The organism is Micromonospora sp. CNZ295, assembly GCF_004217535.1.
In genome coordinates this window covers 2336018-2361397 of sequence record NZ_SHKZ01000001.1, presented here as the reverse complement: position 1 = coordinate 2361397, position 25380 = coordinate 2336018, and the positions used below count along the sequence as shown (strand labels likewise).

General features: G+C 69.0%; 24 protein-coding genes. 11 read left to right on the top strand and 13 right to left on the bottom strand.

Features of this window, described 5'->3' with window-relative positions:
* Window positions 1–201: 201 nt before the first annotated feature.
* From EV376_RS11255 to EV376_RS11230, 6 genes are all read right to left on the bottom strand, one after another.
* Window positions 202–600, bottom strand: coding sequence for a hypothetical protein (locus EV376_RS11255; RefSeq protein ID WP_130322424.1), 399 nt, complete (start codon window positions 598–600; stop codon window positions 202–204).
* 8 nt (window positions 601–608) lie between these two features.
* Window positions 609–2096, bottom strand: a complete 1488-nt coding sequence (locus EV376_RS11250; RefSeq protein WP_130322422.1) for a hypothetical protein — start codon at window positions 2094–2096, stop codon at window positions 609–611.
* A gap of 145 nt (window positions 2097–2241) precedes the next feature.
* A complete protein-coding gene (locus EV376_RS11245; protein ID WP_130322420.1) occupies window positions 2242–3336 on the bottom strand; it encodes a BsuBI/PstI family type II restriction endonuclease in 1095 nt (364 codons plus the stop codon).
* A 1-nt stretch (window position 3337) separates the two neighbouring features.
* The gene (locus tag EV376_RS11240; protein WP_165437992.1) at window positions 3338–4963 is read right to left on the bottom strand and encodes an Eco57I restriction-modification methylase domain-containing protein; all 1626 of its coding nucleotides are present in this window, start codon (window positions 4961–4963) and stop codon (window positions 3338–3340) included.
* Window positions 4964–5564: 601 nt separating this feature from the next.
* Complete coding sequence (locus EV376_RS11235; RefSeq protein WP_130322416.1) at window positions 5565–6143, bottom strand: GNAT family N-acetyltransferase; 579 nt, start codon at window positions 6141–6143, stop codon at window positions 5565–5567.
* 33 nt (window positions 6144–6176) lie between these two features.
* The gene (locus EV376_RS11230; protein WP_130322414.1) at window positions 6177–7559 is read right to left on the bottom strand and encodes an NsdA family TPR-like regulatory protein; all 1383 of its coding nucleotides are present in this window, start codon (window positions 7557–7559) and stop codon (window positions 6177–6179) included.
* A gap of 712 nt (window positions 7560–8271) precedes the next feature.
* On the opposite strand from EV376_RS11230, the gene EV376_RS11225 reads away from it, so the two are divergent.
* The 7 genes from EV376_RS11225 to EV376_RS30835 all read left to right on the top strand — a co-directional run bounded on the left by EV376_RS11225 (window position 8272) and on the right by EV376_RS30835 (window position 13860).
* Window positions 8272–9009 carry a hypothetical protein gene (locus EV376_RS11225; RefSeq protein WP_130322412.1) on the top strand — a complete coding sequence of 246 codons (738 nt, stop codon included), beginning with the start codon at window positions 8272–8274 and terminating at the stop codon, window positions 9007–9009.
* Between the two features lie 135 nt (window positions 9010–9144).
* A complete protein-coding gene (locus EV376_RS11220; RefSeq protein ID WP_130322410.1) occupies window positions 9145–9513 on the top strand; it encodes a hypothetical protein in 369 nt (122 codons plus the stop codon).
* An 86-nt stretch (window positions 9514–9599) separates the two neighbouring features.
* Window positions 9600–10199, top strand: a complete 600-nt coding sequence (locus tag EV376_RS11215) for a class I SAM-dependent methyltransferase (RefSeq protein WP_165437991.1) — start codon at window positions 9600–9602, stop codon at window positions 10197–10199.
* A gap of 97 nt (window positions 10200–10296) precedes the next feature.
* Window positions 10297–10527, top strand: coding sequence for a hypothetical protein (locus tag EV376_RS11210; RefSeq protein ID WP_130322406.1), 231 nt, complete (start codon window positions 10297–10299; stop codon window positions 10525–10527).
* The gene (locus tag EV376_RS11205; protein ID WP_486482593.1) at window positions 10524–11255 is read left to right on the top strand and encodes a GOLPH3/VPS74 family protein; all 732 of its coding nucleotides are present in this window, start codon (window positions 10524–10526) and stop codon (window positions 11253–11255) included. Before EV376_RS11210 ends, EV376_RS11205 begins: the two co-directional genes overlap by 4 nt.
* A gap of 46 nt (window positions 11256–11301) precedes the next feature.
* The gene (locus EV376_RS11200; protein ID WP_130322404.1) at window positions 11302–12795 is read left to right on the top strand and encodes an APC family permease; all 1494 of its coding nucleotides are present in this window, start codon (window positions 11302–11304) and stop codon (window positions 12793–12795) included.
* 24 nt (window positions 12796–12819) lie between these two features.
* Window positions 12820–13860, top strand: coding sequence for a GNAT family N-acetyltransferase (locus EV376_RS30835; RefSeq protein WP_486482592.1), 1041 nt, complete (start codon window positions 12820–12822; stop codon window positions 13858–13860).
* A gap of 49 nt (window positions 13861–13909) precedes the next feature.
* Here the strand turns inward: EV376_RS30835 and EV376_RS11185 are convergent, their stop codons facing one another.
* From EV376_RS11185 to EV376_RS11165, 5 genes are all read right to left on the bottom strand, one after another.
* Window positions 13910–14260, bottom strand: a complete 351-nt coding sequence (locus tag EV376_RS11185) for a hypothetical protein (RefSeq protein WP_130322402.1) — start codon at window positions 14258–14260, stop codon at window positions 13910–13912.
* Between the two features lie 93 nt (window positions 14261–14353).
* Complete coding sequence (locus EV376_RS30830) at window positions 14354–14497, bottom strand: hypothetical protein (RefSeq protein ID WP_486482591.1); 144 nt, start codon at window positions 14495–14497, stop codon at window positions 14354–14356.
* Between the two features lie 579 nt (window positions 14498–15076).
* Entirely contained in the window at window positions 15077–16018 is a 942-nt protein-coding gene (locus EV376_RS11175) for a replication-relaxation family protein (RefSeq protein ID WP_130322398.1), read from the bottom strand.
* 465 nt (window positions 16019–16483) lie between these two features.
* A complete protein-coding gene (locus EV376_RS11170) occupies window positions 16484–17320 on the bottom strand; it encodes a DUF2637 domain-containing protein (protein WP_486482590.1) in 837 nt (278 codons plus the stop codon).
* Between the two features lie 768 nt (window positions 17321–18088).
* Window positions 18089–18487 (bottom strand): ATP-binding protein, encoded by a 399-nt coding sequence (locus EV376_RS11165; RefSeq protein ID WP_130322396.1) that lies wholly within the window; start codon window positions 18485–18487, stop codon window positions 18089–18091.
* Between the two features lie 1132 nt (window positions 18488–19619).
* Here EV376_RS11165 and EV376_RS11160 point away from each other — a divergent pair.
* Window positions 19620–20432: an SAM-dependent methyltransferase gene (locus EV376_RS11160; protein WP_486482887.1), complete on the top strand. Its 813-nt coding sequence runs from the start codon at window positions 19620–19622 to the stop codon at window positions 20430–20432.
* 79 nt (window positions 20433–20511) lie between these two features.
* Window positions 20512–21402, top strand: coding sequence for a polyprenyl diphosphate synthase (uppS, locus tag EV376_RS11155; RefSeq protein WP_486482589.1), 891 nt, complete (start codon window positions 20512–20514; stop codon window positions 21400–21402).
* 281 nt (window positions 21403–21683) lie between these two features.
* Here the strand turns inward: uppS and EV376_RS30825 are convergent, their stop codons facing one another.
* Window positions 21684–22415 (bottom strand): ArsR family transcriptional regulator, encoded by a 732-nt coding sequence (locus EV376_RS30825; RefSeq protein ID WP_165437990.1) that lies wholly within the window; start codon window positions 22413–22415, stop codon window positions 21684–21686.
* Between the two features lie 81 nt (window positions 22416–22496).
* On the opposite strand from EV376_RS30825, the gene EV376_RS11140 reads away from it, so the two are divergent.
* Window positions 22497–23720 carry an MFS transporter gene (locus EV376_RS11140; RefSeq protein ID WP_130322388.1) on the top strand — a complete coding sequence of 408 codons (1224 nt, stop codon included), beginning with the start codon at window positions 22497–22499 and terminating at the stop codon, window positions 23718–23720.
* Window positions 23721–23825: 105 nt separating this feature from the next.
* Here the strand turns inward: EV376_RS11140 and EV376_RS11135 are convergent, their stop codons facing one another.
* The gene (locus tag EV376_RS11135; protein ID WP_130322386.1) at window positions 23826–24527 is read right to left on the bottom strand and encodes a pentapeptide repeat-containing protein; all 702 of its coding nucleotides are present in this window, start codon (window positions 24525–24527) and stop codon (window positions 23826–23828) included.
* A 269-nt stretch (window positions 24528–24796) separates the two neighbouring features.
* On the opposite strand from EV376_RS11135, the gene EV376_RS11130 reads away from it, so the two are divergent.
* A complete protein-coding gene (locus tag EV376_RS11130) occupies window positions 24797–25351 on the top strand; it encodes an AAA family ATPase (RefSeq protein WP_130322384.1) in 555 nt (184 codons plus the stop codon).
* Window positions 25352–25380 lie beyond the last annotated feature (29 nt).

Sequence of the window (25380 nt, the reverse complement as noted above, 5' to 3'; positions counted from 1 at the left end):
AGGCGTATGGCGACGTTGCCGGTACGTGCCAACGCTCCCTCGACGGCATCGTTGTCGACCGTCCACGGCTTGCGTGTCCGCCAGCCGTTACTCAACCGTGGGGCAGTAAGGCCGATGCCGGCAGCGACCCCGGCCAGCGGCAGTCGCTATCTCGCGGGGACCCCGCCCAGGGAAGGGAGGGGCAAAAGTGGTGGGCGGGCGTCAGTAGTCGCCGTCTCGGGGGTTCTCCACCGTGAACCAACGGAATTCGTGCGTTGAGGAGTCGTGGCCGTGGTGGCGATCCTTGTACTGCTTGAGCGCTGCCTTCCACTGGCTGAGGACGAGGACCGCGTCGCTGTTCTGCGGGAGGGTCTCCTCGTCGAGCATGTCGACGAAGGCATGGCTAGGGTCCTTCTCGATGACCTTGCTGAGCTCGCCGAGGAGCCGGTTGAGCATCTTGATCTTGAGTGTGTTGACGATGCCATCCTGCTTTTTCTTGGACAGCTCGGTCATCTCGCGGTGGGCGGCCTCCAACATAGGGACGAGCCGGTCATAGGTCGCTGCCTGCTCTTCGGTCGGTGACGGCGAGGAGCCGTCGTTCGGCTGGGTGGTGCGGGGCATGTGTTCTCCTACTTCGGGAGCCGGCGGGTGAACTCGACGTGCTTCTTGCGCAGGGCCTCGATGGGGCGCCGTCCGGAGTCGAGCAGGGCGACCATGAGGTCGAGGTCGGAGTCGTCCAGGCACAGGACCGCACGGCGCTTGGACGAGTGCAAGTCGACGATGTTGCGCTGGACGCGGGTCTTCGGCGGGTTGCGCGCGACGAGGACGCCAAGGCGGCCCATGTCCTCGTCGTCGAGGTAGCGGTAGAGCTGATTAACGTGCTCCGTGTCGAGCTCAGCGACGTTCTTGAGCTCGAAGACGAGCTGGCGCGCGCCGTACTGGTCCCGGAGGTCGGTCAGGAACGGTGTCTTGCCGTCGTTGTGGAAGATGACGTCTCGGATGTGGGCACCGCTGATCGTTCGTTCCTGCTGGCCGGCGAGGTCGAGCTCGGGGTAGAGCACGGAGGACAGGACGTCGAACGCGAGTTCCTCGAACTTCTTGTCCGCTCCGTCGTCGCGGCCGGTCGGCAGCGCCTTGATCTCTGAGACCTTCTTCTTGACGGTCGCGAGTCTGAGCGGCGTGAAGAGCGGGTCTGGTGCGCACGCGCCGGCTGCGGACTCCCGCTCCGCGACGTAGCCGCGGACCGTGTCGAAGTGCGCGCGGTTGTAGGCGAGCACGTCCTGCTTGGCGACGGCCCTGCCCGCGCGGCCCGGTGGCAGCACGAGCGGCGCGTAGGCGGTGCGGTAGTAGTCGCCATAGTTGATCCAGGGCAGCCTGCGGAGCAGGTTCAGCGGCGCGAGTAGGACCGGCGAGCCGTCGGAGGGGTTGTACGGAAGGCGGGCGTCGAACGATCGCCAATCAAGCGCAGCGGCGTCCCAGCCCAGGAGGCGGCGGCGGGTCGTCGGGATTCCCCAGTCCTCGCAGCGGCGCTCGGTGAACTCGGTAAGCCAAGGCTTGATGACCGAGGCGGTCAGGTCGCTGATTCGGTCCTCGGCGATGCCGGGCACGAGCAGCGAGAGGACCTCCAGGTGGTCCAGGCCAGCGGCTTGGAGCTGCGGCACCTGTTGGAACGTGCGGACGATGCCGTCGATGGTGCCGGGACCGAGCGCTGAGCCCCGCTTGGTCCCGGCGGCGTAGCCCAACCCAAGCTCGATCGGCTCACTGACCTCTGATAGGAGCATGCTCGCTCGGGTGGCCCGCCCGTCAACGGCGTGCTTGCGGACTTCGTCCACGAAGCCGAGCAGGTCGGCGTGAAGCCGCCGGTACTCCGGGTCGTCGGACTTCCAAAGCAGGAACGGGTCGAGGTAGAGCGGAAGGTCCTCGCGCAGGTGGGGGACGACGAAGTCCACCTCGTCCTGCCGAATCACCAGGCCGAAGACGTCGCTCAGGCGCGGGTTGACGATACCGACGGCGGGATCGACCTTGTCGCCATCCGCTGCCACGTCGCCCAGCCCTTCGTTGCTTCCCTGCGTAGCTACGCTAACGGAGAGCCCCGACACTTTCCGACGCACACCCACCCGCGCTCCCCGGAGACTTGCCCTGGATCCTTCACCGCATCTGGATTCTCAACGGCCGGAGAGGGACGGCTTCGCGGCGATCCTGCCGATCTCCGCAGCCGGGTGATAGTCGCCGGCCGGTACTTCTTCTCGGCAGGCCGAGCATCTACAGGTCGTCAGCGTCCGGCATCAGTTTGTACCAGGCGAGTTCGTTGCCCGGCTCGTCTGCGTACCAAGCCCAGGTTCCGGAGGCGAGGTCCTTCAGTCGTCTCTTGGCGGCACTGGCGTTTCTGGATAGGAAGGCCGTGAGGAACGAGCACCGATCTGCCTTGATGTTTTGCTGAGCGGCCCAGGCCAGCAACGCTTTGCGGCGTTCGGTGGAGACAGGCCCGTCTGTCGCGACGGCCTCGATGATCCAGAACTGGACAGGCTCGGTGCCGATGTCTGCTATGACGACGTCGGGCAGGACGTTCGCGATATCGATCTTGATACCTAGTGCTTGCAGCATCTGCTCATCGCCGATGTGCACCTTGACGCCGGGTTCGGAGATCGCGAGGACGACTGGCTGCGCCAGGCGGGTGGGGGCCCACGTCTCGACTACTCCTTTGACGATCAACGACGAGTCGCCGGGTTCAAGTGTCCGCGTGGTCCCGTTGGGCAGGTTGACTGTTACGGCGTGCTGGGCGGCCTCGGCGCCGAGGGCAAATAGGGCCTTGAGCCTGGCCCCCGGATCGAGGTGTTTTTCTCTCCATTGATCCGCTGCTTGCTGAAAGGCATCGCCGTCAAGGTCTGGGTCGAACAGGTCCGCGAAGTCGTCGAACAGCGCCCAACGGGGCAGGCTGCTTGAGGTCGCGAGGCCGGGACGCATGCGGAGCGCGCCGTGCTCGCGCCACTTACGGAATGTTTCGTCCCGCAGTGTCTCACGCGAGTTGTCCTTGTATGCCGGCTGGAAACTGACGCCCCATGATTTGTGGAGTTCTTCCACCTGCTTGCTGCCCTTGGCGGCTGCGGCGCGCAAGGCGCGACGGTCGGCCTCGGTAGTGCGAGAGAGCGCTTCGTCCGACATCCAGATTACGGTCGATGGCCGTGCCCAGTGCACTGCCTCTGGCTTATCGCTGGCGCTACACACGGCATCAACGTGGATGAGCGCGGCGACCGCCATCCCGGCCAAGGGCGATGACAGGACTGAGTCGAATGCCGCCCGTGGGAAGATGATCTGAAGTCGCCGCTCGGCTTCCTCGCGGCTGATGGGCTTTCGCACTTCAGTCTCCTAGCGGCCGGTACGCCGCTGCTACGGCAGCCTCCAGAGCCGAACCCTCCAGGTCGTTCCAACTTCGAACGACACCGCGGTGAGGCATGGGGATCGACTCTAGTTCGTACGCGCTGACCGCGACAGAGCCCGAGATGCATCGGATTACTCGGTCCAAGGTCCTGGTAGCCAACACCCGAGTCATGGCCTCGTGAGTAAGTACCGGATCGGAACCGGTCGGCCGCAGTACATTCACATGGTTCTCGACCGTGACGCGGCCGTGACGAGCGTCCAGCGCGTCCTGGCTTAGATGCGCAGCGATGAGCCTGCGCGCCTGCTCCGGGGCCGTGGTGCGCTGGACAAGCACCGCAGGCTTATCCAGGACCATCACCTTGAGGTCGGATGGCTTGGTGAGGGCTAAGTAGCGCATCGAATCCCTGGCGGGGTCGCGGTGCAGGACCCCACCGTCAAGGTCGGCGGCCCATATCACCTGCGAGCGAGTCGGCCCCCAGGTCGGGTACAGGTCCTCGCTGCGTCGGTTCCAGACCAGAGGCCCGGTTGAGGCACGCCACCCAAGCGATGCTAGCGATTCCGTCATGGCTGACGCCGCCGCAGCCACCGCCGCGTCGTCGGAGCGACGCGGAAGGAACCATGGGTCTTCGGTCTTTTGAACCTTGACGGTCGCAATGGTGGACTCGCTGCTGCCGAGGCTGGTCACGCGCGTCTTTCTCCGTTTGCGCCGCTCAAACGTCGCGAGACATGTCTCCTGGAGAACCGACGAGAAGACACCGCTACGGTCTTCCACGAACGTGATTGCGCTCATCGCAGCCTCACGGCCCAGGTAGGCCCGCAGGTTCGAGAAGTAACGTCCGCTGGTGAAGCTGGTAGGCACGAGGGCCGCGAGGACACCCTCGTCGTCAAGGGCTTCCACGCCAGCCGCCATGAACAAGCCATACAGGTTCGCGTGGCCATAGAGCACGTGGGCGTAGCGGTCACGTTCGATGGGCGAGAGGCGAACACGACCGTAGGGCGGATTGATGACCACGACGCGAGCAGGTCGGTTCGTGGCGGCAAGCCCGTCCCCTACCTGGGCAAGCGCGGGCAAGGGCTTACGTAGAGCGACCGGCACACGCGCCAGCGTTGGCAGCATCTCGGCTGCCAGGACGACGTTGGCAACCCACACGGCTGCAGGGTCGGTGTCGACGCCTTCGACGATGTTGGGTAGCCCAGCGAGGACTAGCGCCGGATCGACATCGTATGAGGCGCGTAAGTGTTCGCGTAGGGCCGGAAGCAGGAGGGAGCCCGCACCACAAGCCGGGTCCCGAACCAGGCCCGGGAGAATCTGGCTCGCCGGTGGCAGGTCGAGCGCCTTACGCGCCAGCGCCCAGAGATGCGCTGCAAGTGCCGGCGGCGTGTAATGACGACCGTGACGAGCCCGCACGGCCGCCGACAGCGCCTCGACGTATGCCGCGCCGACCTGCTCTGGCGCAAGGGACCCCCACGAGCCCGTCAAAGCTGAGTCACGAGGAAGATCGACAGGCGGGTTCGCCTTAACCGCTTCCGCAACGTCGAGCCACCGCCCGTCCAGCCCAGCGGCTAACGCTTGGGCCTTCCACCAGGCGGGGATAGCCGCCAGCACGGCTGTCGCCGTCGGAGTCAACCCCGCCGGATCACTGTCCGTAACATCAATGCGAGAACCGCGTGAACCTAAGGGGCGCCCTGAGGAAGCGCTCCCAGCCGCTTCCGACACAGCTGCTGAAACGAGCAGGTCGGGCATCACCGCAGTGTTCCTCCAAATGGTCGGACAGGGTAACCCTATCTAGCCAGGATGATGAGTAGGTAGATCGCGGTACCACTGGTTCGGGTCGTGTAAGTGGCCCCGGCCAGGTGCGACCGCATACGGGACGGGCAATGCCGTCCTAGCTTCTGACCAGGGCGCTACTCCATGCCGCGCTCCGGGTGTTGGCATAACTGCGACAGGACAGGCCGGCCTGGACGACTACCAGGTACGCCGATGAACCTCAGTGCCAGGGGCGCAGGACTTGGCCGGACGCCGGACCGCCGCGACGCGGTCCAGCGACCGGTGCTCTTGTTCACCTATCCGGACGGGCCCCCGGCCGCTCGACCGGCTGCGCGAACGGCTGATGCAACGCGGGTCCCGCGACTTGGCTCAACCGCTGCGCCGCCCGGGCGGCACCGGACGTGACCTTCAAAGAAGGCAAGGGAGCGCACCGGATAGGTCAAATGGGCCGTGGCGGTTCCACCTGACCGATCGCGCTGCGATGGTTCGTCCACTCGTGATCGAGGATTGAGTACAGGAGGGAATCCCTCCAGGCGCCGTTGGTGAAGACGTGGTCTCTGATGCGGCCTTCGGGGGTGAAGGCGAGTCGGGCGAGCAGGCGCTGCGATGCGTGGTTGTCCGGGCCACATGCTGCTTGGATACGGTGGAGCCGCAGGGTGTCGAAGCCGAAGTCAAGCATCAGCGTGGCAGCTTCGGTCGCGTGGCCTTTCCCCCAGTCTTGGCGGCGGATGGCGTAGCCGAGTTCGCCGCTGTGGTCGCGTCCGAGTCCGATGCGGATGAACCCGACGAGCAGGTCGGCGTTGTTGGCGACGGCGAGGTAGTAGTCCGGCCGCGGTTCAGCTTGTGCGCGTTCGATGTCTTGTGCCAGGCGTTCGGTCTGTTCTGCCCGGCTGCGGGCGTCGAAGCTGAGGGTGCGGGTTACTTCGGGGTCGCCGACTACCGCCATCGACGCGTCCAGGTCGTCGGCCCGGAATTCGCGCAGGGTCAGGCGGGGACCGGTGATCGTCACGGGGAACACGACGATGACGGTAGTCGGGCCGGTTGGTGTTGGTTAGGCGGGGAGGGCGGCGGCGGGGACGCGGCAGAACGCTTCGATCTCCTCGCGCAGGTTCCTTGCTACCGAGGAGTGGGCGTGGTGCCGACCACGGAGCGCCTGGTGAACGCGGGTGGCGCTGGTGAGGATGCCACCGATGCGTCGGTCGGGTTCGAGTTCGAGGACGGGAGCGAGTGCTTCTTGGGCTCCGTCTACCTGGCCGGCGTTGACGCGGGCGAGGGCGAGTTCGGCGCGGGCACCTGCCTCGTCGCTGAACGAGCGGTCTTCTGGGCGGCCGTGTTCGAACAGGTCGAGTGCGGACAGCGCCTCGGCTTGGGCCAGGTCGTGTTCGCCGTCGAGGTAGACGTATGTTCCGGCGGCGTAGTAGTTCTGCTTAGCCTGCGGGAAGGCGAGCAGGCCGCCGATCGCGTCAAGGTCGTCGGGCCGGTGGGCAGCTCGCTGGTCTGCGGCTCGTCCGAGCGCCTGGGAGGCATCGTTGGGGGAGTTCATGAGGGCCCAGGCGCGGGCTTCCAGGGCGGGTAGCCACGACGCGACGGAGCCGGTGACGTTAGCGGCGTACTCGGCGCCGCTCTTCGCGTAGCGCACGGCTTCCTGTGGGCGGCCCGCCCAGTAGGCGATGAGGCTTTGCAGGCCTCGTGCCCATGACCGAAGTCCCTGGTGGTCCGCGTTGTCGGCGCACACATACAGGGTCCGGGCGTGGGTCATGGCTTCGTGGAAGCGGCCGAGGTCCTGGCTTGCTTTGGCGATCAGGCCGGACACGACTCCGGCCAGCAGGTAAAGGTCCCGGCTCAGGGCCGGCTTCTGCCGGCCTTCCAGGAGCTGGAAGACGGTTTCCTGTTCTACAAGGAGGTCGCTCATGATTGAGGCGAGTGGGTCGTGGATGTAGGCGTTGGCGAGGTGGACGACGTCGTCGCGGAGTTGGGCGATCGCCTCTGGGCCGACGTTGTCGATTTCAGCGAATGTGGCGAATCGTGCCGCGCGCCGTGTTGCCATCGCAACCTGCCTTTCTAGGGGGTCCGACGAGCGGCCAGGCTCGTCCGTTGGTGTGAATGTTTCCGCCACCGGGTTAGGCGAGGTGGCGCCGAGAGGTGCAGCGGTGACCACGCCGCTTGGCGGCGACGCCGGCACCAGCACGGCGGGGGCGGGTGCGAGCAGGTCGGACATCGGGTAGCCCCAGAACAGGCGGGCGACGCGGCGCTGCGACGGGCGCGGAGCGGTCTGCACGTCACCGGCGATCCATCGCCGAAGCGTGCGGACGCTGAGGGTGGCGTCTTCGTCGTTGTCGCGTGCGCAGCGCTCGAACCGCGCCACGATTTCGCTGTGGGTGCGCTCGTCGCGGTCGATGAGGACCGCGAGCAGCGTGAGCCTCTGTTCCGACATCCCCGACCCCTTCCGGACGGATCTATCCATGACGGTAGGACCGTTCGCTGTCCGGCAACCAGCCCTCCGCGTCCCGGCTGGCGATAAGGCCGATCGATGTCCCCCTTATGACAGTCCAACGGCAGTGATCCGGCCCGGCTGTGCGCTTCTAACGGCATGGTGGTCATCGCCAAACTCCGATGCAAGACCTAATGCATCCACGCGGCCACGCACCGTTGCGCCCACCAACCGCAGCGTTGGGATGCGCAGAGTCGGCAGGGTCTCGGCACCGGATGAGAGGAGTGAGGCAGGTGCGTCACCGAGTCGCGTTACGACTGGAGCGTCTCGTGCGCTTCTCCCTCACCGGCTCGACCCCTACCGGCGAGGCCCATTCCGTCTTGTGCCCCCGGTGGTGCGTGACAGCGGCTCCGCGCTGCCGGGTGATGCGGTGGCCGCGCCGGGGGCAGGGCTGGGCGACCCGACGCCCGGTCCAGCTGTCGGCGCGGCCTCCCGCCCTCGTCACGTCGGCGAGGAAGAGCGACACAACCTGATGGGCGTTGTGGCGGTGGCACGGCTGCCCACAGCCGACGCCGAGTCATCGTCGGAGAGGGGAGGTGAGACACGCCGCGACAGCCAGCACCGCTCGTAGCGGCGGCCCTGCTAGCCGGCTAGCTCCGCAGGACCGCCCGACCACCGCAAACGGTCACATCCCACTTGGAGAGGAATTGCCGCGATGACGGTAGCCACTGCCGACCTTATCAAGGTCGACCTGCCCGTGCCGTTCACGAAGACCTGGGAGCGCATCCCCGGCATCACGGTCGACGGACCGACGTTGACGATCAAGCCGGAGGAGTTCTTCTTCCGCTACGAGAACCCGAGCTGGCTGCTGTGCGACTGGCAGCGGGTCCGCGACGAGTTGCTCCCGGCGGTGGAGAGCGAAGATCTGACCATCGAGCAGCTGGTGCTGGACTTCGTCAAGGAGCACGGCTACTCCACGACGGATCCGGCCGAGGTGCTGCGCACCGCGCACGACGTGTACGCCTACATGTTCCGCGAGGAGCACCTGCAGGATCCCGGCCTGGACTTCGTGCCCGACGGGACACTGCGGATGCTGCGCGAGTGCGGCACCCTGATGGCGCTCAACCGGGTCGAGCTGGACGGGCACATCAGCAACGTCTCCCCGGCCTGGATGCTGTGCGCCGCCGCCCGGGTGGTCTACGATCTGGACAAGGCGACCGCTGAAGTGCTCGACGAGCTGTATCACGGCACCTGGTTCAACGAGTCGCGGCGACGCGAGAGCATCCTCGCGCACGCGGCTCTCGGCGGCAGGCTGGTCCACGCCTGCCAGGGCGCTCCCAACATGTCCGGCGGCTGCGTCGTGCCCTTCGGCACCGACGTCGAAACGATGCGCCGCGAGCTGGCCGGCATGCGCGTGCCCTGGATCGAGCGGACCCTGGCCCCGCTGACCTGAGAAGAACCGGTGGCCGCGCGGCGCCTTACGCCGCTTCAACCTGCCCGCGCGGCCACTACCCATCCGAACCGGTGGCCGCGCGCAGGTGTTCCCCGCGCCGCGCGCGGCCACCCCAGGAACCTCCGAGGAGTGGCAGTGGCGATTGCCAGAGACACCAGCGGCCGGGTCGTGACGGTCCGGGACATGCTCGACGGCATCAGCACGTCGCTGAAATACACCAACTACCAGCTCGACACCGCCGGCGCCGGTCACGAGCCCCACCCGTGGAACTGGACCGAATCAGCCGGCCACTTCCGAAGCGTGATGACCAAGGAAGCCGAACTCGCCGAGCATATCGCCCGCACCATCGACCGCTGGGTCAAGGCCAACCCCCACGTCGACGCGGCGAACCTGGCCGCGATGCGCGCCGCCTCCAAGGACCTCAAAGCCGCCGCCCGCAGCCTGATCAACCTGGGCAAGAAGATGCGCAACGTGCAGGCATGCCTCGACGTCACCCAGTCGTAGCCCTCATGCGCGCAAGCATCTCCACGACTATCAACCGGCAGGCGTGGGACCGTCAGGCGCGCCTCGCGTTGCCGCACGACCGACCGATGACACCGGGCCGGGTCGAGTGGACGCAGTACCCCGGGCACGGCCCCGGCACCGAGCTGTTCGGCGACGTCCGCGGACTGACCGTGGCCGAACTCGGCTGCGGCAACGGCGACAACATCGCCCCACTGGCCGCGCGCGGCGCCCATTGCGTCGGAGTGGACCTCGCACCCGCACAGATCAGCCGAGCGCGCACCCGCTGGGGACACCTGCCGATCCGGTTCCACTGCTCCGACGCGCGTGTCTTCCTCACCCGCACCCGACCGCTGGACATCTGCTTCTCCATCTTCGGAGCGATCGGCCTCTGCCCGCCCGAACAGCTCCTGCCGCTGATCGCCCACCACCTGCGTCCCGGCGGCCGGCTGCTGTTCTCCGTGCCCGACCCGCGCTGGCTCGGCCCACGCCGCCGCGTGATGCGACTGGCTGACGGAAGCCACGTGCCCGTCGCCCGCTGGCTGTCCGGACCACGCGGGTGGGACGCCGCCGTCCGCGCGGCCGGGCTGCGATGCCTGCACGTCGAGGCCATCGACACGCCGACCGGCGACGGCACCTGCTGCCTTCTCGTCCACGCGCAGAAACCCGCTGGAGGCTCCGATGCCTGAGCCGCTGCCCACCGGCCCCACCCGAGCCTTCCCCAACCCACCGGCCACCGCCTCGCACCCCCGCTGCACCGTCGCCGCACCCCGCGAGGCTCGCCCAATGAAACGCGTGAAGTGGTTCCTGCCTGGCAGCGACGAGCCGTTCAACCCTATGGGGCTCGGCTCCGCCAACGGATACGGCCGTAACCGCGACGGGCTCCTCACCGAACCAGCCCAGTCCACAGAGGCACCGGGTGATCAGAGAGCCGAAGGCAACCCCGCTTTCTGGACCTTCTGGGCAACCCTCCTCACGGCCGAGGACCAGTCGAGCACCGAAGGCAGCCTCCGGTGAACCCTCCCGACGACGCCACCTACCAGCACTCCCCTCGCCACATCCAGCCAGACGAGGGCGAGCGGCCCGCCCGGATCATCGGGACGGCACCCGCGCGGCCGGCGCGCCTGGCGGACGAGTTCTTCTTCGTCGCCCATCACGACCAGACCGGTCGGCCGCGCCTGCACGCCACCGGCGTCGGCCTGGGTTTGGCCGCCGCCTTGCTGCTAGAGCTGCATGAGGCAGGCCGGGTGACCTTCGACCGCGGGCAAGTGCGGGTCCTTGACACGCGGCCACCGGCAGACGCCTTGCAGCACCTGATCCTGGACCGGCTGGTGGCCGAGTCGCAGCACACCGCCACCCAAGTGTGGCTGGCCTTCGTCGCCGACTCCGCCGCTGAGCAGGTCGCGCAGCGGTTGTGGCAGGCCGGAAAGGTGCGGCCGGAGCAGGTGCGACGGCTGTGGCGCAGCGGTGTCGTCTACGTGCCTACCGACATCAACACCGCCGCGTGGCCGTGGGCCAGGTTGTCGTTCAAGCTGCGCCGCTACGAGCAGCTCGACCCGTTCGACCTGGCCCTCGCGGGCCTGGTGGTGCACACCGGCCTGGACCGGTACGTCCTCGACGGCGCCCCCTACGCCGCCGCAGCGCACCTACGCAGGCTGCTCGACGACGCCTGGCCGGCGCTGCGCGACCTGCTGGCCGATCTCGGCACCGCGATCGGCAACAGCGTTCTGACCCACCGCACTTGACGTGCGGTCATCCACCTCACCCCTTGCCTTAAGGAAAGAGACGTCAATGGTGCACAACCAACCGGGCATCGTGTCGGCCGTACTGGCCCGCGGCCGGCTCGGCATTCCATCCGTGGTGTTCTTCGTCATCGCCGCCGCCGCGCCGTTGACCGTGGTCGCGGGCGGCGCGACCACCGGCTACGCGGTCACCGGCGTGACCGGCATCCCCGTGGCCTACCTCGTCGTCGCCGTAGTGCTCGCCCTGTTCGCGGTCGGCTACGTGGCGATGTCCCGGCGCATCGTCAACGCCGGCGCGTTCTACACCTACGTCGCCCGCGGCCTCGGCCGCCCCAGCGGCGTCGCCGCCGCGTTCGTCGCCCTCCTCGCCTACAACGCGATGCAGATCGGCCTCTACGGCGGCTTCGGCGCGGTCCTGGCCCAGTTCCTGCACGCCCGCTACGGACTGGGCATCGCCTGGTGGGCGTGCGCCCTGGCGGGCTGGGCCGTGGTCGCGGTCCTCGGGGTGCTGCGCATCGACCTCAACGGCAAGGTCCTGGCCGTCATGCTCATCGGCGAGTGCGCCGTCGCCCTGCTCTTCGACGCCGTCATGGTCACTCACCCTGTCAACGGCGGCAGCGTCGTCTTCGACACCCTCGCCCCGTCGCACATCTTCGCCGCCGGTATCGGGGCGGCGCTGGTCACCGCGATCACCGGGTTCGTCGGCTTCGAAGGCACCGTTGTGTTCTCCGAGGAGACCAAGGACCCGCGCCGGACGGTGGCGCGAGCCACCTATATCGCGGTGGCGGTCACCGGCCTGCTCTACGGCCTGTCCGCCTGGGCCATGTCGGTGGCCACCGGACCCGACCAGATCGTCGCCGCCGCCCGCACCGAGGGCACTGACCTCATCTTCAACCTCGTGTCCCCGCACCTGGGCGACACCGTCGTCACGATCGGCCGGCTGCTGTTCATCACCAGCCTCTTCGCCGCCTTGCTGTCGTTCCACCACACGGTCGCCCGCTACCTGTTCGCGCTCGGCCGCGAACGCGTGCTGCCCGCCGTGCTGGCCCGCACCAGCCGCCGCACCGCCGCACCCATGGCCGGCTCGCTGACCCAGAGCGTCCTCGCCCTCGCCGTGATCACCGGCTATGCGATCGCGGGCGCGGATCCGATCGTGCACCTGTTCTTCTGGATCACCGTCACCGGCGGACTCGGCGTGCTCATCCTCATGACCGTCACCTCCGCCGCCGTCATCGGCTTCTTCGCCACCACCGGCCACAGCGAGAACGCATGGCGCACCTGGATCGCCCCGCTCGCGGCCACCCTCGCTCTCGGCGCGATCCTCGCCGTCACCCTGCAGGAGTTCGACACTCTCCTCGGCGTTGACGCCGCCAACCCGCTGCGCTGGGCGTTCCCCGCCGCCTACGCCGCCGCCGGCATCCTCGGCGCCGCATGGGCGCTGCTGCTACGCGGCATGCGCCCGGACGCCTTCACCGCGATCGGTCTCGGCGCGGCCAGCGTCGCCGCGCCGCTGCGCGACCCCGCCGTCCGCCAACCCGCCTGACCCTCAAGCGCAGGAGTTCACCTCATGCCACCCATCACACCCGCGGTGACCGTCCGCCGCGCCACCAAAGACGACGCCGCTGCGCTCACTGCCGTGCTCGCCGAGGCGTTCCTGCCCGGCCCGGTCGGCGACTGGCTCATTCCCAACCTGACCCACCGCCGAGCCGTCTACCACCGCTACTTCGCGCTGATGCTGCACCGCGGCCTGCTGCACGGCCACGTCGACACCACCACCGACCTGTCCGCCGTCGCCATCTGGTACGACCGCACCCAGCCGCCGCCACCGCCATCCGCCGACTTCGACCTCGCGCAGGTAACCGGCGTCTACGCACCCCGGTTCAACCTGCTCGACGCCACCTTCAAGGCCGCCCACCCCCGCGAGCCCCACCATTACCTCGCCTTCGTCGCCGTCGATCCCACCCGCCACCGCAACGGCATCGGCACCGCCCTGCTCACCAGCTACCACGACCTGCTCGACCGCACCGGCACGCCCGCCTACCTGGAAGCCAGCAACGAACGCAACCGCGACCTGTACCTACGCCTCGGCTACACACTCCGAACGCCCATCACCCTGCCCTATGGCCCCACCCTCTGGCCCATGTGGCGGCCACCCACAACCTCCCTCGGCTGGCCGCCAGCCAGCAGGTCCCGTCCCAGCAGCCTAAGCAGGCTGGGCCGGGACCTGCACGGTGCTGCTGTCTCCGTCGAGCAGGCCGAGCAGCCCGGCGGTGAACAGCTGCCGCCGGACTGCGGGCGGAATGTTGACCAAATGCATAATCCCGCCGCGTACGTGCACGGCCCGGTGGCAGGCCACCAGCGTGCTGGTGGCGGCGGCATCGAAGCGGGTCACGCCGGCGAGGTCGAGGTCGACGTGCCGGACGGTGTCGGAGCGCAGCGCGGCGAGCACGGCGTCATACACGAGCCCGCAGGTCGGTGCGCCGAGCCGACCGGCCAGGAACAGGCACACGAGCGGGCCCTCGCCGCTCACGGTGATCGTCAGGTTCATGATTCCTCGCTCTGCACCTCATCGCTCGGGGTACGGAGCGAGGTGCTAGGTGACACCTGAACACTACTCTGCGAATCGGAGCGGCGTCTCAGCGCGACTGGCGGCAGAGTCAGTCGGCGAGGGGCGGGATGTCGATGTCGTCGTCGCTGTCGGGCATCGGTACCCATCCCGGCCCGTTTGCGGCGGGGATGAGGTAGGCGGCGGCGGGTCGGGAGCGGGCCCAGGCGAGGACGGCCTCGCGGGTGCCTTTGATCTGGTCGATTCCGGTGGTATGGCCGGGGATCTCGTCGATCCAGGCGGCGACCCAGACGACACGCCGGTGCAGATCGCGGCCTTTATGTACGTAGACGGTGCCGTAGCCGGGGCGGGGCTGGGCGAGCAGTTGCTCGGGCCCGATATCCGGGTCGTGCAGCTCTAGCGGCAGGTAGAAGGGGTGCTCCGATCGGCGTGGGGTGTCCACGAGCGCATCGTAATGTGGTCGCGCATGGCGGTGGTCGCCTTCGAGCGCTCGCGCGGTCGGCGCTCGGATGAAGCGGGCTGCGGGCGGGCGCAGTCACGCGGCGCTTGGCGGAGCGGATTGGTGCAGGCGGAGCAGGCGGGCGAGTTTGGTGGCTTGGTCGACGGTGGGGAGGCCGGCTTCGGCGGCGAGGGCTTGGATCTCGGTCTCGGTTTCGGGGTCGGTCAGGTAGCGGGCCATCGACAGCGTTCCCGGCAGGACTGCAGGTTCGGTGTCGGGGTGCGCGGTCGGGGCCTCGCCGCCGGCTGCCCGCGTGGGCGGGGTCGGCGGCGACGGGTGTGGTGTGGGCGCGCGTGATCGCTGGTCACGGCGTATGGCCATGTCCCTCCCAGGACGGCTCGTGGCGTGAGGTCGACGTGTGGGGCCATGGGCATCTCCTTTACGGACGTAGGGACTCGCTGAAGTTGGATCGCCGGGTCGTGCCGTTGGGCAGGCGGCATCAGGCCGGCGACGGGTGGAGGGGCCGCGGACTGTAACTCCGGTGGCCTCGGAAGTGAAGACGTGCGCCATTCACAGGAACGGTCACGGCGGCCCGTTGGTGTGAGTGCGCGGACGGTGGCCGGGTCTGTCGCCGAAGACCGCCGTTGACAGACCGGCTGGGAGGTGGCGAGGGTCTGCCCCGTGCCTCCGACGCGCCGTCCGGCACGTCGTCTCGGTGTGGTCCGTACGGCGGACGGACGGCCGCCGCCCTGGGCTTCCGGCGGGCGTGGGCGGGTTCGACGACGTGTGGGGCCACCAGGCCGCCGCCTGCCGGACCCATCAGGCGGCCCGCCCATCCGTATCCGGTACGGAGGGGGTGGGGAACTCGGTGTCGTGGTGGGTGTCGGTGTAGGGCAGGTCGATGAGGCGGTGGCGGCCGCTGCGGCCGGCCAGGTGCCAGACCTGGTCGGCGGGGCTGGCACCGAGTGCGGCACGTAGCTCCGCGGTGGTGGTGGCGATGACCGTCTCCAGGCCGGGGACGGCGGCGAGGCGGTGATGCACGTTCGCCTCCCGGCGGGCCGAGGGGAGGTGGAACAGCACCGGCCACGCCCAGGTGCTCATAACGTAGAGCCGCTCGTACTTGGCGATCTTCTCGGTGAGGACGTCGAGTCGTTCGCCTCCGGTGTCGTACTCGAGGAAGAACGGCACCGACCGTCCGCGCTCGGTCCAGACGCCGGCGCCGTCGGGGCGGGGCAGTCCGGTCGGTCCGTGGACCATCACCTGCGGGTTGCCGCCTTCGCGGTAGAACACGCCTGGCTCGTGGAACGCGGACGCGGGTCGCCAGCGGTCCAAGCTGGTGTCGGGGTGGGTGCGGGCGTGGGCGGCGAGGTCGATGAAGACCTGGTTGCCGCCGAGCAGGTGCGGCAGGTCCGGCCGGCTGGTGAGGGACTGCTTGCGGCGGCGGGCCTGGTCCCGGCGGGGTGGTCCGAGTCCGCGTTGGGCGTGGACGTGGTCGTAGCCGAGCTGGTCCAGGACGTAGTGGTACGGGTAGGAGCCTCCGTCGGCCTTGTTGGGTCGGAACCGGTCGACGGCCCGCAGGAGCGTGAGGCGGCGGAGCCGGCGTTGGGTGAAGTCCAGGGACGGGAACAGGGCGGCGGCGATCTGGTCGGTGGTGAGCACGCCGTGGTCGTAGAGCCAGCCGAGGAGCCGGTCATCCCGGGCGGTGATGCTGGCCTGCAGCCGCAGCAGCGGATCCGCCGGCGGTAGCGATCTGCTACGCATGGGCGGCCCCTGGGGGGACACCCCACGCATGAGGGTGTGTCTGGAGCCGATCACGGCCGGGGTGAGTGCGGTTGACCTGCGCTGTGAGCGAGGACGGGGGGTCCGTTCGGGGGTCAGGATCAAGACGGACGGTAGAACGGGGATCCACGCTGACACCGACATGGTCGGCCACACCGGACCCGGTGTGACGATGCCGTGAGAGCCGCTGTGAGTCTGGCCGGTGATGGTGCCGGCGGTGCAGGTGCCGGCCACTCTGCTGGGTGATCATCGTTGTTGCTCCTTGGTCAGGGGTGTGGGTTGGCGTGAGGGGGGCGCACCTGCCGCCGCTGCGGGATGGCGGAGGGGCGGCGGGAACGCGCTGACAGGTCGGGTCGGGTTCTGTCAGGTCGCGGGCTTGCTGACAGACACGTGGGCTGGTCTGACAGCGGCGGCTCGGTCTGACAGATGTCGCAGGGGGTGGTTCTGTCACGCGGCCTCCCGCGGTGACAGATCGGGTGTGGGTGGGGTGGTCTCGGCGCGTAGGACGCGCACGAGCGCCGAGGCGGTGGCGTTGGACAACTGGTGCCCGTCCGCGCGGAGCTGTTGGGCGAGGGCCTTGCGGGAGAGCGGTGTCCCCTCGGCGGTGAGGGTGCGGGCGGCGGTCCTGCCGGCCGGGACCAACGCGGCGACCTCCGGACCGCCATCGTCGGTCGACGTCTCTGTGTCCTGGCGGTCCGGGACCGCCGGAGGCTGGTCCGCGACGACGGGGACCGCGGTCACGGAGTCCCGGACCGCGGCAGCGGCCACGGGGACCGGCTGGCGGGTGTCCCGGACCGACGCGTCGACGGTCAGCGGCGGCCCGGGCTCGGCCCGCACGGGCGGGACGGGCGGGTGGGGTGGGGCGGTGTCGGCGCGGCCGAGGGCGATCTTCACCATCGCCAGGAAGCCCAGCGCCGGCAGGGCGGCGGCGATCCAGCCGATCACCGACGCCTCCGCCTCCACCACCTGTGCGGCCAGCGACAGCGACACCGCCACCACGAGCACCGCGGCGGGGAAGACGACGCTTTTGCCCAGGCGCCGGCTGCGCCGCAACTCCAGCCCGGCGGCGATCGACATCAACTCCAGAACGATCGCGTCGGCCCAGGCCAGCCAGCCCGGCTGGCCGTGCCCGGCGGCGACGTCATGCACATGCGTGAACGACGCCGCGCCGGCAGCGCCGCCGATGAACAGCATGATCGCCACCTGGGCGCGGTCCTCCCACCGCTCCCGCCCCGCGCCTACCCGGGCGGGTGAGCCGGGGTCACGTTGGTCAGGTGCCGCCAACGGCCCACCACCTGGGTTCAGGCGGCGCGTGCACGGCCGCGATCGGCGTTGTCGTACGAAGGCGGGCCGCGACGGCAGTCGCCGCCTCCAGGGGGTTGTCGTGTGAGGTCACGTTCTGCTCCAAACAGGTGGTTGAAGGGTTCGGCTTCAGGTGGTTAGGGTTCCGTCCCAGGTCGCGCCTGCCCGGCTCGGGTCAGTTCCCGGGCAGGCGCGACCCTGCCGGGTGACGCCCGGCCGGGCGGACCCCTCGCGGGCAGGGGACGACAAAAGTCACTGTGGTCGAGTCAACGAACACGCCAGACCCCGCGCAGGGGCAGGCACCAGGGCAGCAGGCGTCGCCACAACCCGCACAGCAGGCTGCGGTCAACGCGCGGACATCGGGCGGACGGCAAAGCCGAGCCACAAAGATCAGGACTCACCACTGGCAGCGGCGCAGAGGCGCCGGGGGTGGTGCGGCGGCTCAGCTCGCCGACAGACGATCCTTCATGTGGGGCCTCCCATCTCTCCACGCCCCGCGGCGTCGATACGAACAACGGCAGGCACCCCATCCGTGGGGTGCCTGCCCGCTGCATGTGTGGCCGACCGCGCCGGCCGGCGCTGCGGGAACGTGTATCCAGTACGCCTCGGCAACCCCCGTCGAGTCAACCCCCAATTCGCTACGGATCGCCACCGGGTCTTGCTACCAGTCCGCCGGCGTGCTATAGGGTTCGCCCCAGTGCTCCCCAGTCCTCCTGCGTCCGCGTGGTCACGGCGGAAAACCTGGCAGCGCTACTCACCTGGCGGGACGGGCGGTCTCATCAGGCGGACCCAGACGCGTTTGCCGCCGTCGTCGAGGCTGTCCACACCCCACGCGTGGCACACAGCCTCGATGATGGCCAAGCCCCGGCCGCCGTCGCCGTCCGGGTCCCGGCGGCGCGGCACCACCGCCGAGCCGTCCACCGCCGAGATGGTCACGTCGCCGTCACGGGCGTTGAGCTGCAGACGCAGGCAGCCGCCACCGTGGCGCACCGCGTTGGCTACCAACTCGTCGGCGATTAGCACCGCATCGCCCACCCACTCCGGATGCCGGAATCCCCATCCGGTCAGCACGGTCTTGACCGCCTGCCGGGCTGCGGCCAGGGCGTCAGGACCCACCGGAAGGTCCAGGTGCGCGGTCAGCTCACTCACGGCCGTGATCCCCTTCCGCCGACCGGCGCCACCTGGCGCGGTCCACCGCTACCCAAGCCGTGACCAGGGAAAACTTGCCCGCCGGCAACGACCTGCCGATCCGGCATGATGGAACGTCGACAAGGCCAGGATGGCGACTGGAAGCCGCCGCTCGTGCAGCGGCGGGGCCCCGTTGAGCGGGAGCAGTCGGCCGAACTCCACGAACGGGCGCCCGTGTGGCCCTCAGCCTGTCGGTTCCCGAGCCCCGTCCCTCGATGGCGCATGCCGCTTCGATGACAAACGCCCCGGCGGCTGCAGAGACGAGTCCGCGATCGTCGTCCCCATGCCGCCGGCGCGAAGTCGTCCCCCATGCCGCCGGCGCGGACGTGACCCGCTCAGACCGCGGTCTGCGGCCGTAACAGATCCCGCAGCCGTGACGCCCCTTCAGTGGAGCCGTGTCGCCGCGCGGCCCCGCCGCAGGCAGGCGGGACCACACCCCCTCGGGCCCCCTCCAGGTTCCGCCCGCCTGCGGCCACCGCGAGGGCGCGGCGAAGCCCCCGGCGATGAGCCGCCGCGATGGGCGAGTGCTATGACGCCGGCCTGGTCGTGGCGGCGTTGACCATGGCCGTTGATGTTCGGCGCTGGGCCGGTGGCGCCGCCGTCACCGCAGCGGCGATGTCGCCGACGTGATTTTCCACAGCGACCGCGGCAGCAAGGGCGAGTGCACCTCGGCCGACTTCGCCCGCGCCTGTGCCCGCTGCCAGGCACGCCGGGCGATGGCCGAGTCGGACCGTGCTTCGTCAACGCCGTCGCCGAGGCTACCTTCTCCACCATCAACCGCCGCCAGTTCCGCTGCGAACAGGCCCGCCTGAAGATCGCGCCTGGATCACCAACTTCAACAAACGGGGCCGCTGACACTCCGTCTGCGACTGGGCCCACCCATCGACTGGGGAGCGAACAACGCCGACGCCCTGGAGGCCCAGGCCGCATAACGCAGTCGAGGAGATTGACATTGCGGTCGAACGCCCGCCGGAGGTTGCCCTCGACAGCCGCGGGGGAATGCGGCCGGTGTCCGTGTCGGGCTAGGCTGAGCGCCGCTCACCCCAACGACTGTCCTTTGTAGGAGGTGTCCGTGCGGCACGGTGACGAGGCTGTGGCAGATCAGCGGCAGACAGCGCCGCCCAGGATCGACATCAGCGTGCCGCACTCGGCGCGGATCTACGACTACTGGCTCGGCGGCAAGGACAACTTCGCCGCCGACCGCGCCGTCGCTGAAGCCCTCGTGGCGGCGATCCCGACGATCCGGTCAATGGCCGCCGAGAACCGCTACTTCGTGCACCGCGCGGCCCGCTACCTGGTCGGCCAAGCCGGTGTGCGGCAGTTCCTCGACATCGGCACCGGCATCCCGACCAGGCCGAACCTGCACGAAATCGCCCAGCAGATCGCCCCCGACACCCGGGTGGTCTATGTCGACAACGACCCCATCGTGTTGACCCACGCCCGGGCCCTGATGGTCAGCACCGAGCAGGGACGCAGCGAGTACATCCACGCCGACCTGCGCGAGCCGGAGATGATCCTCAACCACCGGACGCTGCGCGAGACACTCGATCTCGACCAGCCGGTCGCGCTGACGATGATCGCGATCCTGATGCTGCTGCGCGACGCCGACGACCCGTGGCACAAGGCACGCGTGCTGATGGACGCGCTGCCATCCGGCAGCTACGTGGCGATCACCCACCCGACCGGCGACTTCAACCCCGACGCCATGTCCGCAGCCGTCGCCGCGGCCGTTAACAGCGGCATGACCCTCGTACCCCGCACCCGCGACCAGGTAGCCCGGTTCTTCGACGGCTGGGAACTGGTCGAACCGGGAATCGTGCCGGTGATGGAATGGCAACCCGCCGACGGCAAACCCGCCGACCCGCACGCCGCCTACTACTGGGCCGGCGTCGCCCGCAAACCCTAGCTGATCTTTCATCTGTCGCCGCTAATGGAGGTTCTCGTGGCTCTTGTCGAGGGCCATTGCGCGGAGCAGCCACGGAGCGATGCTTCTCGCGGTGATGTCGCGACTGATTCGCACGATCGTGTCGCTGGCCCACCGGCGGATGGGCGGTAGGGCAGCGACGACCCGGGTGGGGTGGTTGGATCGGATCATGATGCAGCCCTTGCTGCGGGCGGCCTACCGGCTTTATGCCCGACGCCTACGCGCTCAGCTCGCCGGTGCCGACCTGCCACGGCACGTGGCGATGGTGATGGACGGAAACCGGCGGTGGGCCCGACAGGCGGGGTTCGACGATCCCAAGATCGGGCACCGTTACGGCGCTGAGCACCTTGATGAGGTGTTGGGTTGGTGCGCCGAGGTCGACATCCGCCACGTCACGGTGTTCGTCGCCTCCGTCGACAACATGCGCAAGCGCGCCTCGGACGAGGTCGACAATCTGATGCAGATGATCGAGACCGTGGTCGCCGATCGCCTGTCGCGGCCGGAAAGCCTGTGGCAGCTCCACCTCGCCGGCCGCTTGGATGTGCTGCCCGACTCGACGAGGAACGCTCTCAAGCTCGCCGAGGAAGCTACCCGAAAGCGAGCGGCCAGGTTCCATCTCAACGTGGCAATCGGTTATGACGGCCGGGAGGAGATCGTCAACGCAGTCCGTTCGTTGATGGAGGACGCGGCACGGGCGGGAGCGACGCTCGATGACGTTGCCCACCGCCTGACCGCAGACCAGATAGCCGCGCACCTGTATACCGGCGGGCAGCCGGACCCGGATCTTGTCATCCGTACCAGCGGCGAGCGGCGGATGTCAGGCTTCCTGTTATGGCAGGCGGCCTACTCCGAGCTGCACTTCTGCGACGTGTACTGGCCCGGATTCCGAAAGATCGACTTCCTGCGAGCCCTGCGCTCGTATGCGGCCCGTCACCGCAGGTTCGGCGCATGACCGCGCAACCCGGCAGTCGACACCAGCCCCGCCCGCGGAGGCGCGGGCGCTGACCATCCGGGATAGCGAGTCTACGTCATGTCGGGTTGCTCAGTGTCTTGTCGGCAGGCGGCCTCAGCTGGCGCGGCTTGGTCCACGTCGACCGGTGTCGTACCGCAGGGCTGTGCCCGTTCCGACTGGCGTGACGACGGTGAACGGAGCCTCGGTTGTATCCGCTCGGCCGATGAGCGGGTGTCGTGTCGGAATCGGGTGTGGCAGGCCGACACGCTTGAGGATCGTTGTCATGGCTGTTCGGGTTCGGGGTTGGGGTGGAGGAGCGCCGCGGCGAGGGCGGTTTGCCGGTAGAGCACTTCGCGGCTGCGGCGTTGGGCGGTGACGAGGCCGGCGTCGCGGAGAACGGCGAGGTGTTGGGAGACGGTTGCGGGGGCCAGGTCCAGGCGCTGGGCGAGGCTGCTGGTTGTACTGGGGATGAGGGCCTCGGCTAGTACGGAGGCGCGTCCGGCGCCCAGGAGCCGGGCTCGCGTGGTGATGTCCGCGTCGAGCAGGCCCCGTATCCGATCCCACAGCGGGGCCACCAGGGCCTGCCAGGCCAGGCGCTGTTGCGCGACCAGCATGTCCCGGGTCTCGACGGGGTCGCCGGTGAGAGCCCGGTACAGGTCCGCGGGCACGGTGCGGGGGTCGAGGCGGCCGGCCTGCTCGGCGAGTTCGGCGGCGACGGTGTGGGGATCGGTGGCCTGAACCTGGGCGAGGTCGTCGTCGATGGTGGTGAGCGCAGTGGTCGGGGTCGGCCACAGGAAGTCCGGCCCGTGCCCGCGCACCGGCGCGGCAACGCTCAACAGACGCAGATCGAGCTCGGCGACGACGTGCTGGACGCCGCCCAGCCACGACAGATACCAGCCGTGGCGGCGCGGATCGTTCAGCACCAGCAGCGCCGACATCGTCTCCTGCAGCGGTGACACCGCGAACCGACACCGTGCCGCGTCACCGGGCCCGAACCTCAACACCAGCGTCACGCCGACAACGATGACACGGCGTGGATTCGGTGGACACCGAATCCAGGCGGCCCAGGTAACGACGACCGCACGCTGACGGTCATGACCGAACTGTCGCAGCCTTTTGCGGAGCATGCTCCCCGAGCCCGTCTTCTGCGTGGGAACCCGGCCTTTCGAGCGTTGTGTGCGTCGCGGGCGGTGTCGTTCGTCGGCGACGGGATCACCGTCACGGTGCTCGTGCTGCTCGTCGCCCCACGCGACGGGTCGGCCGGGGTGGGCATGCTACTTCTCGCCCACGCGCTGCCCCGCCTCGCCGGGCCGTTGGCCGGGGTGCTCGCCGACCGCATCCAGACTCGCCGGTTGATGATGAACTGCGAGCTGGCCTCAGCGCTGGTCATCGGAGTCATCGCGGCCACCCTGCCGCCGTTGCCGGTGCTGGTCGCGCTCGTCGCGGCGGCCGGCGTCCTGGCCACCATCCGGAACCCGGCCGGGCGCAGCCTCGTCCCCGTCCTGGTCGCCCCGGCCGATCGCGCCCCGGCCAACGCCCTGTTCGGACTGGCCCACACCCTGCAAGTCGCCGTCGGCCCCGCCCTGGGTGGCCTCCTGACAGCCCAGCCCGGAGGGTTCCACACCGCGCTAGCGGTCGACGCCGCGACCTTCGTCGCCTCCGCACTACTGCTCGCCCGGCTCCCCGCTCTCCCGCCTGCCCGCGACCCGGCGGCAACCACCGGAGTGTGGGCCGAGGCGGCAGCCGGTCTGCGCTACGTCGCGACGCACCGGCAGGTCCGGGTCCTGGTCCTGGCCCTGTTCATCGTCGTGGCCTTCGCCGCCGCGGACAACGTGGCGCTGGTGTTCCTCACCAACGACGACCTCGCCGCCGGCCCCGCCGGGTACGGCCTCGCGGCCAGCGCGTTCGGCGTCGGCATGCTGCTGGCATCGATCGCCTGCACCCGACTGGCCCGCGGCCGCTCACCAGTGGCGCTGCTGATCGTCGCCATCGCCGCCAGCGGCGCGGGCACCCTAGTCACGGGCCTGGCCCCGGTCCTCGCCGTCGTCGTCGCGGCACAGCTGATCGCCGGAGCGGGCAACGCCATGGAGAACATCGGCTACGACACCGTCGTCCAGAACCTCGTGCCCCGCCCGATGCTGGGCCGCGTGTTCGGCACCGTCGGCACCGCCGCCCAGCTGGGAGCCGGCCTCGCCTACGCAGTTGGTGGCCTGCTGGTCGACCTGATCGGCGCCCGCATCACCTTCATCCTCGCCGGCGCCGGAACACTCGCCGTCCTGCCCATACTCGCGCGCCCGCTCCGCCGCCAACCGCGATAACCCCGAGCAACCCAATGTCCTTCGGTTGGCAGCGACGTCCGCACTCGCTCATGCCCCGCAGGTCGTGCGCGCCTCAGATGTGCGACTTCCCGAGCCAAAAATGCACTATTCGCCGGCGGGGTCTTCGATGTGGATCCCGAGCGCGGCTGCCAGGGTGTAGGACAGCGTGGTGAGGTCTTGGTGGGCGATGACCGCTCCGGCCATGCTGGTCACTCCGCCGACCCCGGCCAGCACGCAGTTGGCGAAGCGGGTGCCGTTCATGGTCGCCTGTGAGAACTGGGCGCCGGTCAGGTCGCAGTCGGTGAACCGGACGCCGGTCAGGTCCGCGTTCTGGAAGTCCGCCCGGGTCAGGTTGCAGCCCTGGAACGTCACGCTGCTGAAGGTGGTGAACCGGAACGATGACAGGTCCAGCCGGCACTCGGACAGCGTCACGTCGCGCAACGCCCCGTTGCTCCAGTGCACGCCCGTCATCCGGAGCGTCGACAGCCGGGCCCGGATCATGGAACAGTTTTGCGCCCGCAGGTTCGCCAGGTTCGTGCTCTCGAAAAGGCAGTCGGCAAAGGCCGCCCCGTCGAGCTGGACTCCGCTGAGGTCCGCACCCTTGAATCGGCATTGCGTGAACTCCACGCCGTCAGCGGCTTGTCCCGACAGGTCCACATCGACGAATCCCAGCGCTCGGAACGCCGATTCGTCCTCAAGCCCGTGATCGTCGACTGTGGCCAGGTCCAGCGAGGCCGGCGGTCTTGGCTTCGCCGGAGCCCGAGAGCAGGTGACACCCGAACCACCACGAGACGTCCGCGCAGCCATCCGCGCACTCTAGCCGCAGACGCCGTATCCACTGCCGCAGCACACGCCGTCCCCACCCACGCTGCCACAGCCTTGAAGTCCTGATCATCAGGGATCCCACTACCGGCGCACCCCCAGTGGCTCACCGCCTGGGGTGTGAGCGGCCAGTCGAGATTTCCCACTGGCGGCCATTTAACGGGGAGCGATCTGGCCGTACCCGGTCACCGAGCGTCGAGCTGACTGGCGCACGATGACCCCGTCCCGCCGCGAGCGCGGCTATAAACGACCTGGTGCGGAGAAGACCGATTCTTGTCGTCGTCAGCGGTCCGCCCGGCGCAGGCAAGACCACGCTCGCCCATCGACTCGCCCACAGGATCGGCTGTCCGGCGATCTGCCGGGACGAGATCAAGGAGGGGATGGTCCATGCGGCTGGTGACTTCAGCGCCGCGCCGAGCGACGAATTGACCCTGCGGACCCTGCCGACGTTCTTCCAGGTGCTGGAACTGCTCCTGACGGCCGGCGTCACCACGGTGGCGGAGGCAGCCTTCCAGGACCGGCTCTGGCGCCCGCATCTGCGACCCTTGGGCGGACTCGCCGACATCCGGGTCGTCCATTGCCAGATCGCGGCCGAGATGGCATGGGACCGCATTCAGCAACGGCAGAACGAGAGCCCGACCCGGCGCGCACACGCCGACGCATACCTCGTCGACCAGCACATGCACTCGGCTGGCCACGACAGCTTCGACCGCGTCCGACTTGCCGTGCCCGAGTTCGAAGTGGACACCACCGATGGCTACCGACCCGGACTCGACGAGATCGTTGCCTTCGTGAACTCAGGACGATGACTTCACCGGTCACCTTCCGTAGTTCTGCG

Coding starts and splice junctions, on each gene's coding strand:
- EV376_RS11255 (WP_130322424.1), bottom strand. CDS start 600: ATGCCCCGCACCACCCAGCCGAACGACGGCTCCTCGCCGTCACCGACC.
- EV376_RS11230 (WP_130322414.1), bottom strand. CDS start 7,559: ATGTCGGAACAGAGGCTCACGCTGCTCGCGGTCCTCATCGACCGCGAC.
- EV376_RS11225 (WP_130322412.1), top strand. CDS start 8,272: ATGACGGTAGCCACTGCCGACCTTATCAAGGTCGACCTGCCCGTGCCG.
- EV376_RS11215 (WP_165437991.1), top strand. CDS start 9,600: ATGACACCGGGCCGGGTCGAGTGGACGCAGTACCCCGGGCACGGCCCC.
- EV376_RS11210 (WP_130322406.1), top strand. CDS start 10,297: ATGAAACGCGTGAAGTGGTTCCTGCCTGGCAGCGACGAGCCGTTCAAC.
- EV376_RS11200 (WP_130322404.1), top strand. CDS start 11,302: ATGGTGCACAACCAACCGGGCATCGTGTCGGCCGTACTGGCCCGCGGC.
- EV376_RS30835 (WP_486482592.1), top strand. CDS start 12,820: ATGCCACCCATCACACCCGCGGTGACCGTCCGCCGCGCCACCAAAGAC.
- EV376_RS30830 (WP_486482591.1), bottom strand. CDS start 14,497: ATGGCCCGCTACCTGACCGACCCCGAAACCGAGACCGAGATCCAAGCC.
- EV376_RS11175 (WP_130322398.1), bottom strand. CDS start 16,018: ATGCGTAGCAGATCGCTACCGCCGGCGGATCCGCTGCTGCGGCTGCAG.
- uppS (WP_486482589.1), top strand. CDS start 20,512: ATGCTTCTCGCGGTGATGTCGCGACTGATTCGCACGATCGTGTCGCTG.
- EV376_RS11140 (WP_130322388.1), top strand. CDS start 22,497: ATGACCGAACTGTCGCAGCCTTTTGCGGAGCATGCTCCCCGAGCCCGT.
- EV376_RS11135 (WP_130322386.1), bottom strand. CDS start 24,527: ATGGCTGCGCGGACGTCTCGTGGTGGTTCGGGTGTCACCTGCTCTCGG.